Source organism: Actinoplanes sp. NBRC 101535, from assembly GCF_030269225.1.
GTDB classification, from domain to species: domain Bacteria; phylum Actinomycetota; class Actinomycetes; order Mycobacteriales; family Micromonosporaceae; genus Actinoplanes; species Actinoplanes rectilineatus.
Window position 1 is genome coordinate 475,036 of the sequence record NZ_BSSY01000006.1, and the last position, 13,793, is coordinate 488,828.

Annotated in this window: 9 protein-coding genes; 5 read left to right on the plus strand and 4 right to left on the minus strand. The window is 71.1% G+C overall.

Annotated features, from left to right (window positions below; translation table 11 throughout):
* Positions 1–8: 8 nt before the first annotated feature.
* Complete coding sequence (locus tag QSK32_RS19975; protein ID WP_083449013.1) at positions 9–1,253, minus strand: PQQ-dependent sugar dehydrogenase; 1,245 nt, start codon at positions 1,251–1,253, stop codon at positions 9–11.
* Positions 1,250–1,636 carry a PH domain-containing protein gene (locus QSK32_RS19980; RefSeq protein ID WP_045742476.1) on the minus strand — a complete coding sequence of 129 codons (387 nt, stop codon included), beginning with the start codon at positions 1,634–1,636 and terminating at the stop codon, positions 1,250–1,252. The genes QSK32_RS19975 and QSK32_RS19980 overlap by 4 nt, the downstream gene beginning before the upstream one ends.
* Before the next feature lie 161 nt (positions 1,637–1,797).
* On the opposite strand from QSK32_RS19980, the gene QSK32_RS19985 reads away from it, so the two are divergent.
* Positions 1,798–4,290, plus strand: a complete 2,493-nt coding sequence (locus tag QSK32_RS19985; RefSeq protein ID WP_285472717.1) for a putative bifunctional diguanylate cyclase/phosphodiesterase — start codon at positions 1,798–1,800, stop codon at positions 4,288–4,290.
* Here QSK32_RS19985 and QSK32_RS19990 read toward each other — a convergent pair.
* Both QSK32_RS19990 and ilvD read right to left on the minus strand, forming a co-directional pair.
* Positions 4,287–5,300 carry a LacI family DNA-binding transcriptional regulator gene (locus QSK32_RS19990; RefSeq protein WP_045742478.1) on the minus strand — a complete coding sequence of 338 codons (1,014 nt, stop codon included), beginning with the start codon at positions 5,298–5,300 and terminating at the stop codon, positions 4,287–4,289. The two genes, QSK32_RS19985 and QSK32_RS19990, sit on opposite strands and share 4 nt — an antisense overlap.
* 306 nt (positions 5,301–5,606) lie before the next feature.
* A complete protein-coding gene (gene ilvD / locus QSK32_RS19995; RefSeq protein ID WP_083449014.1) occupies positions 5,607–7,454 on the minus strand; it encodes a dihydroxy-acid dehydratase in 1,848 nt (615 codons plus the stop codon).
* Between the two features lie 101 nt (positions 7,455–7,555).
* Here ilvD and QSK32_RS20000 point away from each other — a divergent pair, with 101 nt between their 5' ends.
* The 4 genes from QSK32_RS20000 to ilvC all read left to right on the plus strand — a co-directional run bounded on the left by QSK32_RS20000 (position 7,556) and on the right by ilvC (position 13,467).
* Entirely contained in the window at positions 7,556–9,910 is a 2,355-nt protein-coding gene (locus QSK32_RS20000) for a putative bifunctional diguanylate cyclase/phosphodiesterase (RefSeq protein WP_353050979.1), read from the plus strand.
* Positions 9,911–10,053: 143 nt separating this feature from the next.
* On the plus strand, positions 10,054–11,883 hold the full coding sequence (locus QSK32_RS20005; protein WP_045742481.1) for an acetolactate synthase large subunit: 1,830 nt from the start codon (positions 10,054–10,056) through the stop codon (positions 11,881–11,883).
* Positions 11,883–12,404 carry an acetolactate synthase small subunit gene (ilvN, locus tag QSK32_RS20010; protein WP_045742482.1) on the plus strand — a complete coding sequence of 174 codons (522 nt, stop codon included), beginning with the start codon at positions 11,883–11,885 and terminating at the stop codon, positions 12,402–12,404. The genes QSK32_RS20005 and ilvN overlap by 1 nt, the downstream gene beginning before the upstream one ends.
* A 49-nt stretch (positions 12,405–12,453) precedes the next feature.
* Complete coding sequence (gene ilvC / locus QSK32_RS20015; protein WP_045742483.1) at positions 12,454–13,467, plus strand: ketol-acid reductoisomerase; 1,014 nt, start codon at positions 12,454–12,456, stop codon at positions 13,465–13,467.
* Positions 13,468–13,793 lie beyond the last annotated feature (326 nt).

Genomic DNA, 13,793 nt, shown 5'->3' on the forward strand with positions numbered 1-13,793 from the left:
CATGGCCGTCAACTCCGGCCGGCGCCGCCGTCCGAGAAGACCAGCCGGATGATGCGGTCGTCCTCGGGGTCCGGTTCACCGGCGTCCTCCTGGTTGGAGGTGCTGACCCAGAGCGAGCCGTCCGGTGCGGCGACGAGCGCGCGCAGCCTGCCGTACTCGCCGGTGAGCAGCTCCTGCGGGCTGCCGAGCACCGTGCCGTTGCCGGTGACGTTCAGCAGGTAGACCTTCTTACCGAGCAGGCAGGCGGTGGCGACCATGCTCTCCAGGGTGGCCACGCCGCCGCACGACGACGCCTCGGCGGGCCAGGAGACCAACGGGTTGACGAACCTGGTGTCGGTGCCGGAGCCGTCCACCGTGGGCCAACCGTGGTTGCCGCCCTTCTTCACCACGTTCAGCTCGCTGAAACGCGGCTGGCCGCGGTCGGTCGCGTACAACGTGCCCTGGGCGTCCCAGGCCAGGCCCTGCACGTTGCGGTGACCGGACGACCAGACCGGGGAGGTCTTGACCGGGTTGCCGGCGGCGGGCCTGCCGGCCGTGGTGATCCGCAGGATCTTGCCGCCCAGGCTCTTCGCGTTGCCGGCCTGGGTGCCGGTGGGGGTGCCGTCGCCGGTGCCGACGTAGAGGAAACCGTCCGGTCCGAAGGCGAGCGCCCCGCCGTTCTGGTCGGCGGAGTGCGGGATGCCGGTGAGGATCGGCTGCAGGGCGCCGCCGATCACCAGTTTGCCGACCCGGTTGTCGCGTTCGGTGGAGTAGTAGACGTAGACGGTCTTGTCGTCGACGTAACCGGGCGAGACGGCGATGCCGAGCAGGCCGCCGTCGCCGGACGCCTTGACCTCGTCGAGGCGCTGCAACTCGGTCACGGTGAGACCGTTGGCGTCGGACTCCGGCCCGACCTTCAGGATGCGGGCGGTGTCGCGTTCGGTGACCACGGCCGACCCGTCGGGCAGGAACCCCATGCCCCACGGCACCTCGAGGCTCTTGGCCATCACGGTGATCGCGACCTCACGGTCGTCGCCGGACGACCCGGCGGTCGGCGCGACCGACGGGCGTGGCAGGTTGGGCGGGGATCCGGCCTGGTCCGGGCCGGGCGGCCCGAAACTGCACCCTGCTGTCAGCGCCAGCACGGCACCGGCTGTCGCGACCGCGCCACGGCCCCGGCGGAAACGCACGACCAGACCACCCCCTCGTTCACTGCGGACCAGGGTAGCCAAGAGATCTGGGTGTTCCGGTGGAGAAACGGCCACGCTGATCATTGATCGGTGCTGGGCCGGTCCTCGATCCGGTGGCCACCGGCGGCCAGCACCATCGGCAGGTTGTCCCGGGTGACACCGGTCAGCCGGATCATGTTGCCGTTGTCGAGCAGGGCGGAGACCCGGCCGCGCTCGTCCGGGGCGAGCTCGGCGACCCGGGTCCACGGCACCCGGCTGCCACCGATCAGGGCGCGGACCCGCAGCCCGTCGGGGTAGACGTCGGTGCCGGCGCGCCAGGCCCAGAGGAGCACGACGACCGGGATCAGCAGCACCGGCGTCAGCGCCCGCGAGGAACCGGCCAGGGGGACCGCGCTGACCACCGCGATCAGCGCCGCCAGCAGGACGGCTCCGGATTTGCGGACACGGAGGACGGGACGAGTGCTCACCTGCCTATTCTCCCACCCGAGGTCGCAGGCGGTGGAACAGGCCCGCGACCTCGGGTTGACCGCTGTCACTGGATGTCCGACGATCCGTGTACCGGCCGTAACCCGGCGCGGGGAACCTCGTTGACCGGGCAATCGGGTCTCGTAGAGCAGAGGACATCGCCGTGCCTCGGATCGCCGCCTGCCTCGCCGCCGCCGCGGTGCTGCTCGCGGGAGCGTGCGGCCTGATGAGCCCGCCGATGGCGCTGGCGCTCGCGGTCGGCGGCACGGCGCTGTGGACCGCGTCCCGGCTGGGCGGGTTCGCCGCGGCGGGCACCCTGTTCGCCGCCGTCGCCGCCTCGGTCCCCTGGTGGGACCGGCCGCTGCCGCTGTTCTGGCTCACCGTCGCGCTCACCCTGGCCACCGCCTGTTCGGTGGTCGGCGTGTCGCTGCTGCCCGGCGCCACCCCGAGCTGGCAGGTCCGGATCCGGCGCGCCTTCGACGGGGTGGGCCTGGCGGTGAGCATCGGCTTCGCGCTGTACCTGCTGCCCGGCACGGCGAACGCCGCCGCCCCGGCGATGCTGATCGCGGCCGGCGGCGCCTGCATGGTCGTCGTGATCGTCCTGCGGGCCGACCCGCGGACCCGGTCCGCGTTGTGGACCGGCGGCGGCGCCGCACTGGTCCTGGTCTCTCTCGGCGCTCTGGCCGAGCTGATGGCCGCCGGTGCCGGTGCGCGTGTCCTGCCGCTGGCCGGCCTGCCGATGGTGGCCGGGATGGCCGTCCTGCGGACCCCGGACGGAGCGGCCGTCCAGCGGCGCGAACCCCGGCACCCGGACCAGTACCTGGCGAGTTACCCGCTGCTGGCCGCGCCCGCCGCCGTCGGCGTGCTCGCCGCGCTCTGGCACCTGCTCACCGTCCGCGACTTCAACAACGAGGCGGTCGTCTTCGGCCTCGTCATGGTCAGCGTGCTGACCGTCCGCGAGATGCTCGTGGTCCGCGACATCCGCCGGTACGCGAGCCGCCTGCGTGTGGCCGAGGCGCACTTCCGTTCGCTGGTCGCCGGTGCCACCGATCTCACCCTGGTCCTCGACGAGCAGCTGACCGTCCGCTGGCAGTCGCCGGCCGCCGCCCGCCTGTTCGGTCTGCGCGACGAGGAGGTGATCGGCCGCGAGTTCGCCGACCTGATCCACCCGGAGGACGTCGCCGACGCCCGGGCGGTGATCTGTTCGGTGCTGGCCGGCGAACACGAGGGCGGCCCGCCGGTGCTGCTCAGCGCCAAGATCCGGGACGGCGCGAAGCTGTGGCGCGACACCGAGTCGACGATCTCCGACCAGCGGGACGTCCCCGAGGTGGGTGCGCTGGTGGTGCACGTCCGGGACGTCGGCGAACGGGTCCACCTGGAACGGGCGCTGCACCGGCTGTCGTTCATCGACCAGCTGACCGGCCTGGCGAACCGGCCGGCCCTGATGCGGGACCTGCTCGAACGGCGCCGCCGTCCGGGCCGGCCCGGCACGCTGCTGGTGATCGACCTGCACGGGCTGGCCGAGGTCAACGACACCCACGGGCGCGAGGTCGGCGACGCGGTCCTGATCGAGGTGAGCCGGCGGATCCGCGGCCTGGTCGGCGGCGAGGACGTGCCGGCCCGGCTGGCCGGGGACGAGTTCGCGGTGCTGACCGGCGAATCGGCGGTTCCGGCGTACGCGCTGGCCACCCGGATCGTCGCGGCCCTCGGCGAGCCCTGCCGGCTGCCCGGCGCCGCGGTGATCCTGCACACCAGCGTGGGCCTGGCCGAACTGTCCGGCGGCGCCGACTCCGACGAGGTGCTCCGGCACGCCGACCTGGCCCGGCAGCGGGCCCGCCAGATCGGCCGGGACCGCGTCGAGTGGTACGACACCGACGTCGAGATCCAGTTGCACCGCCGGATGGAGCTGGAACATCAGCTGCTCGGCGCGGCCGCCCGCGGCGAACTGGACCTGGCGTTCCAGCCGGTGACCGGGCTGCGCGACGGCCGCCCGGCGGGCGTCGAGGCGCTGCTGCGCTGGCGGCACCCGCAGCTGGGCACGATCCTGCCGGGCGAGCTGCTGCCGATCGCCTCGTCGCTGGGCATCACCGCGGAACTGGACGAGTGGGTGCTGGACGAGGCCTGCCGGCATCTGGCCGGCTGGTCCGGTGACGACGACTTCTGGCTGTCGGTCAACGTGGGACCGCGCGAGTTGCTGACCGCGAGGTTCCCGGAACGGGTCGCGGAGACCCTCAAGCAGTACCGGATCCGGCCGGAGCGCCTGGTCGTCGAGGTGGCCGAGACGTGGATCGCGGAGGACGTGCCGGCCATCGTGGCGGCCCTCAGCGGCTTGGGCAAACTCGGCGTCCGGGCCGCCCTGGACGACTTCGGCGCCGGCCAGACGTCGCTGTCGCACCTGCGCCGGCTGCCGGTGGACATGCTGAAGCTGAGCCCGGCCCTGCTCGCCGAGCAGGCCGAGGGCAGCCCGGCGGTCCTGGACGTGGTGGTCAGCCTCGGCCGCAGGCTCGGTCTGGAGATCGTCGCCAAGGGGCTGGAGACATCCGAACAGAAGGACCGTGCGCTGGCCGCCGGTTGTGCGTACGGCCAGGGGAACGTGCTGGGCCGCCCGGCACCCGCCGAACGCATGGAGGCCTATCTCGAGAGCCACCGGACCTAACGGGGCGGTGCGGTGCTCCCGCGCGGTGTCAGGTGCACCCGGGCCGCCTCGACGTCGCCGACCTGGTCGCCGTCGATGGATTTGAGCAGCTCGCGGGCCGCCTGCGCACCGTACGCCGAGATGTCCCGGCTGAGCGCGGTGAGCGGCGGGTGCACCAGGCTGCACAGCGGCGAGTCGTCCCAGGCCACGATCGACAGGTCGCCCGGAACGGACAGGCCCATCTCCTGCGCGACGGCGAGACCGGCGACCGCCATCACGTCGTTGTCGTAGATGATCGCCGTCGGCCGGTCGCCGCCGATCAGCAGCCGCCGGGTCGCGCGGCTGCCCTCCTCGCCGGTGTAGTCGGCCGGGATGGTGATCGCGCTGTCCAGCCCGAGCGAGGCGCACACCTCGGCGAACGCCGTGGTCCGGACCTGGGTGTGCAGCAGATCGGGCACGCCGCTGACCCGGGCGATCCGGTGGTGTCCGAGAGCGACCAGGTAGCGGACCGCCTCGGTGATCGCGCCGGCGTCGTCGGACCAGATCTGCGCCAGCGAGCCGGTGTCGCCGGGGCCGCCGATCACCACGGCCGGGAGCTGGAGTTGTTGCAGCACCGGGATGCGGACGTCGTTCTCCCGGATGTCGGTGACGATCACGCCGTCGATGCGACGCTCACCCCACCAGCGGCGGTAGACCTCCACCTCCTGCTCGGGGGTGGCCACCACCTGCAGCGTGAGCGCGTAGGACCGGGCGCCCAGCTCGGCCTCGAAGCCGCTGATCAGGCCCATGAACCAGGGCTCGATGCCGAGGATCCGGGCCGGGCGGCAGATGGTCAGGCCGACGGCGCGGGCCCGGGCGCCGGAGAGGGCGCGGGCGGCACTGTTGGCGTTGAAGCCGATCTCCTGGGCGATGGCGAGGATCCGCTTGCGGGTCGCCTCGGAGACGCCGGGCTGGCCGTTGAGCGCATAGGAGACCGCGCCTTTCGACACGCCCGCCCGCCGCGCGATGTCGGCGATCGTGGGCCGCTTCACTCGATCTCCTCTGTGACCACTGCCGCCGAGCTTATCGGTCGCGGGAAGTCCTTCGGCGACGGAATCAGGGACTTGATCGGTTAAGTGTTACGCCACTGATCGCCGCGTGTAAACGCTTCACCGGTAAGTCTTTTTCGTCCCGAACGACCCGACGGGAATTCCCGGGTATCGACCCGCTTCGACCATGCCTCAGGGTGACAGTGGCTTATCCGGTTCAGTGCACACGGCGCCGACGTCGGTGCTGCTTCGTCGCGTACCCGATGAAGAGCCCCCGCAGGCACTCGAGCGCCTGCGGGGGATCGGTGGCTACTCCGGGACGTTGCGGTAGGCGCCGTCGCTCGCGCTCGTGGCCATCGAGGCGTAGGCGCGCAGAGCCGCCGACACCGGCCGATCCCGGTCGACCGGGCTGTACGGCTTGGCGCGACGCTCCTGCTCGTGCCGGCGCTGGGCCAGCACCTCGTCGTGCACGTTCAGGGTGATGCTGCGGCCCGGGATGTCGATGATGATCTCGTCGCCGGTCTCGACCAGGGCGATCAGGCCGCCGCCGGCCGCCTCGGGGGAGACGTGGCCGATGGACAGCCCGGACGTGCCGCCGGAGAAGCGGCCGTCGGTGATCAGCGCGCACGCCTTGCCCAGGCCGCGGCCCTTGAGGAAGGACGTCGGGTAGAGCATCTCCTGCATGCCCGGACCGCCCTTGGGGCCCTCGTAGCGGATGATCACCACGTCACCGGCCACCACCTGCTTGCCGAGGATGCCGGAGACCGCGTCGTCCTGGGACTCGAAGACCCGGGCCGGGCCGGTGAACTTCCAGATCGACTCGTCGACGCCGGCGGTCTTGACGACGCAGCCGTCCGGGGCGAGGTTGCCGAAGAGGATCGCCAGGCCGCCGTCGACCGTGTACGCGTGCTCGATCGACCGGATGCAGCCCTCGACCGCGTCGGTGTCCAGTTTCGCCCAGCGGTTGGTGGTGCTGAACGGCTCGGTGGTGCGCACCCCGCCCGGTGCGGCGTGGAACAGCTCCAGCGCCTCGGGCGACGGGTTCTCCGCACGGATGTCCCACTTGCTCAGCCAGCTGTCCAGGTCGGGCGAGTGGACCGAGCGGACGTCGGTCTTCAGCACCCCGCCCCGGTGGAGCTCGCCGAGCAGGGCGGGGATGCCGCCGGCCCGGTGCACGTCCTCCATGTGGTACTTCGGGCTGTTCGGCGCGACCTTGGACAGGCAGGGCACCCGGCGCGAGATGGCGTCGATGTCCGAGACGCTGAAGTCGAGCCCCGCCTCACGGGCGGCGGCCAGCAGGTGCAGCACCGTGTTGGTGGAGCCGCCCATCGCGACGTCCAGGGCCACCGCGTTCTCGAAGGCGCTCTGGTTGGCGATCTCGCGGGGCAGGACCGAGGTGTCGTCCTTCTCGTAGTAGTCCCGGGCGATCTCCACGATCAGCCGCCCGGCCTCCTCGAACAGCGCCTTGCGCGACGCGTGCGTGGCCAGCGTCGAGCCGTTGCCGGGCAGCGACAGGCCGATCGCCTCGGTCAGGCAGTTCATCGAGTTGGCGGTGAACATGCCGGAGCAGGAGCCGCAGGTCGGGCAGGCCGACCGCTCGATGGTGTCCAGCTGGGCGTCGGTGACCGCGTCGTTGGCGGCGGCACTCATCGCGTCGACCAGGTCGAGCTTCTCGTGCACGATCCCCTCGATGGCGACCGTCTTGCCGGCCTCCATCGGGCCGCCGGAGACGAAGACGGTCGGGATGTTGAGCCGCAGTGCGGCGATCAGCATGCCGGGGGTGATCTTGTCGCAGTTCGAGATGCAGACCAGGGCGTCGGCGCAGTGGGCGTTGACCATGTATTCGACGGCGTCGGCGATCAGCTCGCGGCTGGGCAGCGAGTAGAGCATGCCGGCGTGGCCCATGGCGATGCCGTCGTCCACGGCGATGGTGTTGAACTCGCGCCCGACGCCGCCCGCCTCGGCGATCGAATCGGCGACGAGGCCACCGAGGTCCTTGAGGTGGACATGTCCCGGTACGAACTGGGTGTAACTGTTGGCGATCGCGACGATCGGCTTGCCGAAATCGTCGTCCGTCATACCGGTGGCGCGCCACAGGGCGCGTGCGCCGGCCATGGTGCGACCGTGTGTCGAGGTCCGGGAGCGCAGCTCAGGCATTTCTCCATACTGCCACCGGCCAGGGCGGAGACGGCCCGGGACGTCCACAGCGCGGGACGGCGGGGGTGTCGGAATCGACGGAGATCCGGCAAAGTGTGTCCGTGCACTCACCGTCCGGTATGGAGCTGGCCGGTCTCGTCTGCCTGCTCGTCGCCGTGCCGGCGGTGGCCTACCTGGGGCAGTCCGGTCGCCGGCACACCGGCGCGGCCCGCCGGGCCCACCTGCTGCTGGCCGCCGGTGGCGCGGTGACCACCGCCGCAGCCCTGGCCGGGCTGGCCAGCGCGCTGCTGAGCGGTCATCACGACGATCCCGGGCACGCGAAGACGCTGGCCACCGCGGTCGCGATCGGTATGGCCTCCGGCACGTTCACGCTGCTGGCCGGCACGGTGGTGCTGCCCGGCGCGACCCGCGGGCCGGCCGCCGCCCTGCGGCACGTGCTCGACGGACTGGTGATCGCCGCGGCGATCTGGTTCGTCGGCTGGGTGCTGATCTCGCGTCCCACCCGTGTCCTGGGGGACGCCACCCCGGAACGATGCCTGGCCATCCTCCTCCCGGCGGTGCTGGTGGTCCTGTCGCTGGGCCTGACCGCCGTCCTGGGCCTGCACGCGCACCGGCCACGCCGCAACACCGTCCGGGTGGGTGCCGGGGTGAGCGTGGTGGCCGTCGCCGCCGCGTGGCTGTCCACCGGGATCTGCCGGCAGGACGAGCTGTTCGCGCTGGGCAGCGTGCTGCTCCTGACGACCGGTCTGATCACGGTGGCGTACGCGGTACGCGCCGCCGACCGTCCGGTCCAGGCCACCGGTGACGTGCTGGAACGTGGCGGCGGTTACGTCGTCGTCCCGATGCTCGCCGTCCTCGCCGCGCTCGGCTACCACCTGGCCCGCGGCGGCGCCGTGGACGTGCTCGGCTACTTCGGCGCCAGCGTCGAGGGCCTGGCCCTGGTCGCCCGGCAGTACCTCGCTCTCGCCGACGTCCGGCGCTACACCGTGCAGCTGCGGCAGCGGGAGGCGCACTTCCGCGAGCTGGCGCACACCGACCCGTTGACCGGCCTGGCCAACCGGCGTGGACTGCAGCAGGCGCTGCGCGGGACCGGCGACACCGCGGCCCTGATCGGCATCGACATGGACGGCTTCAAGACCGTCAACGACATGCGCGGGCACGACGTGGGCGACGCGGTGCTGGCCGAGGTGGGCGACCGCCTGCGGCGCAACCTGCTGGCCGGGGACGTGGCGGCGCGTCTCGGCGGCGACGAGTTCGCGGTCCTGATGCACGGTGACGCGGACGAGGCCGTGCTGGCGGCGCACCGGCTGCTGGCGGTGCTCGGGGAGCCGTACGAGGTCGACGGCACCTCGATCTTCCTGTCCGCGAGCGTGGGCGTGGCCGACACCGGTGAGCTGCTGCACGACGCGGACCTCGCGCTGCGGTACGCCAAGCAGCGCGGCAAGAACCGGGTGGAGCGCTACCAGCCCGGCTACGACGAGTTGCTGCGACGCCGCGGCACCCTGGAGGGCGAGCTGCGGCACGCCATCGACCGCGGGCAGCTGCGCCTGGTGTTCCAGCCGGTGGTGGCGCTGCCGTCGATGCGGCCGGTCGGCGCCGAGGCGTTGCTCCGCTGGACCCATCCGGAGCTGGGCGCGGTCCGCCCGGACGAGTTCATCCCGGTCGCCGAGGAGTCCGGGCTGATCAACCGGATCGGCGCGTGGGTGCTGGAGCAGGCCTGCCGGCAGCTCGCCGAGTGGCTCGCGCAGGGGCACGACGTGTGGGTGTCGGTGAACCTGTCGCCCAAGGAGCTGCACAACGCGGACTACGCCGGTCAGGTCGCCGACGTGCTGGCCGGGTACGACGTACCCCCGCAGCGCCTGGTCCTGGAGGTGACCGAGCATGCCGTGGCCACCGACATGGAGGAGTTGGTCGGCCGGCTCGCCGAGCTGCGCGGGACCGGGGTGCGCATCGCGCTCGACGACTTCGGCGCGGGCTACTCGTCGCTGACCCAGCTGCGTACGCTCCCGGTCGACATCCTCAAGATCGATCACGCGCTGGTGGCCGAGCCGGAGTCGCGGACCGGCACCGCCGCGCCGCTCGTCGACGTGGTGGTCCGGCTCGGGCACCGGCTGGGTCTGGAGGTGCTCGCCGAGGGCATCGGCACCCCGGCGCAGCGGGCGGTCGTCGAGGAGGCCGGCTGCCGTCTCGGGCAGGGCTCGCTGTTCGGCTGGGGAGTGCCCGCCGAGCACTTCGAGACGCGGCTGCGGTCGCTGCGCCCGGCGGGGCCGCGACCGGTCCCGGCGCCGCGGAGCAGCCCGCCGAACGACGCACCCGCGCGAAGTCAGGTGGTACGCCTCGGACCCGGAATGCGGCAGGTCAGGGCCCTGTTGCCGAGCGATCCGGACTTCGCCGCCCCGACCGGTGATCAAAATGTGGGATCAGTTGACTCAGGGCGTGAGATCGGGCAAGGTTAGTCGCATGTGCTTCGCGTCCCGAGTACTTATCTGAGCGCACCCTCCTGAGAGATAGGAGAGTGCGCTAGGTCCCGTGCATCGCACGAGGACCTTTTTTGTTGCTCAAGTACCGGACCCGACCAACCCGAAAAGGTCTGAATGCCATGACGAGACCCACTCCCGAAACGCTCGCCCATCGAGTCACTCCGGCCACCGTCGCGGCGGCTGTGAACCACGCCCCCGCCGTAGTGGCCCCGGTCGCCACCACCGGTGCCGGCGCGCTCGTCCGGTCGCTCGAGGCGCTCGGGGTCGAGGTCCTCTTCGGCATTCCCGGCGGGACGATCCTCCCGGCGTACGACCCGCTGTTCGACTCCAAGGTGCGGCACATCCTGGTCCGGCACGAGCAGGGCGCGGGTCACGCCGCCACCGGTTACGCGCAGGCCACCGGCAAGGTCGGCGTCTGCATGGCCACCAGCGGGCCGGGTGCGACGAACCTGGTGACCGCGATCGCCGACGCGTACATGGACTCGGTGCCGATCGTGGCGATCACCGGTCAGGTGTCGCGTGCGTCGATCGGGACGGACGCCTTCCAGGAGGCGGACATCCAGGGCATCACGCTGCCGATCACCAAGCACAACTTCCTGGTGCAGACTCCGGAGGAGCTGCCCCGGATCCTGGCCGAGGCGTTCCACCTGGCGGCCACCGGCCGGCCCGGCCCGGTCCTGGTCGACATCCCCAAGGACGTGCAGCAGTCGCCGACGACCTTCCAGTGGCCGCCGACGCTCGACCTGCCGGGTTACCGCCCCACCCTGCACCCGCACGGCAAGCAGATCCGTGAGGCGGCCCGGCTGATCGCCGCGGCCAAGCGCCCGGTGCTGTACGTGGGTGGCGGCGTCCTCAAGGCCGGCGCCACCGACGGCCTGCGCAAGCTGGCCGAGACGACCGGCATCCCGGTGGTCACCACGCTGATGGCGCTCGGCGCGTTCCCCGACTCGCACCCGCAGCACCTGGGCATGCCCGGCATGCACGGCACGGTCCCCGCGGTGTATGCGCTGCAGAAGGCCGACCTGCTGATCACCCTGGGCGCCCGTTTCGACGACCGGGTCACCGGCAAGCTGGACTCGTTCGCCCCGGACGCCAAGGTCGTGCACGCCGACATCGACCCGGCCGAGATCGGCAAGAACCGGCACGCCGACGTCCCGATCGTGGGCGACGCGCGGCACGTCATCGACGAGCTGATCGCCGCGGTGTCCGCCGACGCCACCGGCACCGAGCGGTACGAGCCGTGGTGGAACACCCTCAACGAGCTGAACCGGCGGTACCCGCTGGGCTACGAGGAGCCGACCGACGGCACCCTCGCCCCGCAGTACGTGATCGAGCGGATCGGCCAGCTGGTCGGGCCGGACGCGATCTACTGCGCGGGTGTCGGCCAGCACCAGATGTGGGCGTCCCAGTTCATCAAGTTCGAGAAGCCGGCCACCTGGCTCAACTCGGGTGGTGCGGGCACGATGGGCTACGCGGTCCCGGCCGCGATGGGCGCCAAGGTCGGCCGGCCGGACACCCAGGTGTGGGCGATCGACGGCGACGGCTGCTTCCAGATGACGAACCAGGAGCTGGCCACCTGCGCCCTGGAGGGCATCCCGGTCAAGATCGCCGTGATCAACAACGGCAACCTGGGCATGGTCCGGCAGTGGCAGACCCTGTTCTACGAGGGCCGCTACTCCAACACCGAGCTGGGCACGCACAAGCACCGCATCCCGGACTTCGTGAAGCTGGCCGAGGCGCTCGGCTGTGTCGGTCTGCGCTGCGAGTCGAAGGCCGACGTCGACAAGATCATCAAGCAGGCCATGGAGATCAACGACGCACCGGTGGTCATCGACTTCACGGTCGGCAAGGACGCCATGGTGTGGCCGATGGTCGCAGCCGGCACCAGCAACGACGAGATCATGTTCGCCCGGGACGTGCGTCCCGCCTTCGACGAGGACGATCTGTGATGAGCGCCAACCAACACACGCTGAGCGTGCTGGTCGAGAACAAGCCAGGTGTGCTGGCCCGGGTCAGCGGCCTGTTCTCCCGGCGCAGCTTCAACATCGACTCCCTTGCGGTGGGCGAGACGGAGAACCCGGACGTCTCCCGCATCACGATCGTGGTCAACGCCGACTCCTCACCGCTGGAGCAGGTCACCAAACAGCTCAACAAGCTGGTCAACGTCCTGAAGATCGTGGAACTGGACCCGGCCCAGTCGGTCCAGCGCGAGCTCCTGCTGGTCAAGGTGCGCGCCGATCGGGCGCAGCGCAGCCAGGTGCTCGAGACCGTCGAGCTGTTCCGGGCCCGGGTGATCGACGTCGCTCCGGACACCCTGACGATCGAGGCCACCGGTAATCCCGACAAACTGGATGCGTTGCTGCGCGACCTCGAGCCGTACGGCATCAAGGAGATGGTGCAGTCGGGTCTCGTGGCCATCGGCCGCGGTTCCCGCTCCATCACCACGGGCCCCGCGTTACGCGCCGCCTGAACCAGCGCAGCCTGATCTTACGAAGTAAGCCCGAGAGAAGAAGGAAGTCATGACCGCGGAAGTGTTCTACGACGGCGACGCCGACCTGTCCATCATCCAGGGCAAGAAGGTCGCCGTGATCGGCTACGGCAGCCAGGGTCACGCCCACTCGCTGTCGCTGCGCGACTCGGGCGTCGACGTGGTGGTCGGCCTGCAGGAGGGCTCCAAGAGCCGGGCGAAGGCCGAGGAGCAGGGCCTGACCGTGAAGACCCCGGCCGAGGCCTCCGCCTGGGCCGACGTGATCATGGTGCTGGCGCCGGACACCGCCCAGCGCAAGATCTACGCCGAGTCGATCGCGCCGAACCTGACCGCCGGCAAGGCGATCTTCTTCGGTCACGGCCTGAACATCCGCTTCGAGCTGATCAAGCCGCCGGCCGACGTGACCATCGCCATGGTCGCCCCGAAGGGCCCGGGCCACCTGGTCCGCCGCCAGTACGTGGACGGCAAGGGCGTGCCCGCCCTGATCGCGATCGAGCAGGACCCGGACGGCAACGGCCAGGCCCTCGCCCTCTCCTACGCGAAGGCGATCGGCGGCACCCGCGCCGGCGTCATCAAGACCACCTTCAAGGAGGAGACCGAGACCGACCTCTTCGGCGAGCAGGCCGTCCTCTGCGGCGGCACCGCCGCCCTGGTGCAGACCGGTTTCGAGGTGCTCACCGAGGCCGGTTACGCCCCGGAGATCGCGTACTTCGAGTGCCTCCACGAGCTGAAGCTGATCGTGGACCTGATGTACGAGGGCGGCATCTCCCGGATGCGCTACAGCATCTCGGACACCGCCGAGTTCGGCGACTACGTCTCCGGCCCGCGCGTGATCAACGCCGGCGTCAAGGAGGAGATGAAGAAGATCCTCGCCGACATCCAGTCGGGTGCCTTCACCAAGCACCTCATCGAGGACGACGAGAACGGCGGCCCCGAGCTGAAGAAGCTCCGCGAGGAGGGCGCTCAGCACCCGATCGAGGTCACCGGCAAGAAGCTGCGCGACATGATGAGCTGGGTCGACCGCCCGATCACCGAGACCGCCTGATCTACGCAACTCAGAAGATGCCCGGTGAAAGCCGGGCATCTTCTGTCTCCCGCCCTTTCTAAGATCAAATTCAGGTCGTAGCGGGGTGGTGGGCACAGACCGTCGCTCCCGCCGAGGGCCCGGCGTGCCGAGCTGGCCGCTGACGCGTCCAGAACGCTCGGCCCACCGGGCGACGTGCGTGAGCGGTTGCGCCCTCAACCGCCGGATCAGTCGTTCGAGCTGATCGGCCGGGTGTCGGGGTTCGTTGGCGCCCCCGCACGGGGTGGTGGTTGAACTCAAAGCCGGTTGTGGGTCCGTTGGCGGCCTCGGGCAGGCGCTGGTTGAAC

Bases quoted from the DNA above. Each gene is read 5' to 3' on its own strand.
- QSK32_RS19975 (WP_083449013.1), bottom strand. From the start codon at position 1,253: ATGATCAGCGTGGCCGTTTCTCCACCGGAACACCCAGATCTCTTGGCT.
- ilvD (WP_083449014.1), bottom strand. From the start codon at position 7,454: ATGCCTGAGCTGCGCTCCCGGACCTCGACACACGGTCGCACCATGGCC.
- QSK32_RS20005 (WP_045742481.1), top strand. From the start codon at position 10,054: ATGACGAGACCCACTCCCGAAACGCTCGCCCATCGAGTCACTCCGGCC.
- ilvN (WP_045742482.1), top strand. From the start codon at position 11,883: ATGAGCGCCAACCAACACACGCTGAGCGTGCTGGTCGAGAACAAGCCA.
- ilvC (WP_045742483.1), top strand. From the start codon at position 12,454: ATGACCGCGGAAGTGTTCTACGACGGCGACGCCGACCTGTCCATCATC.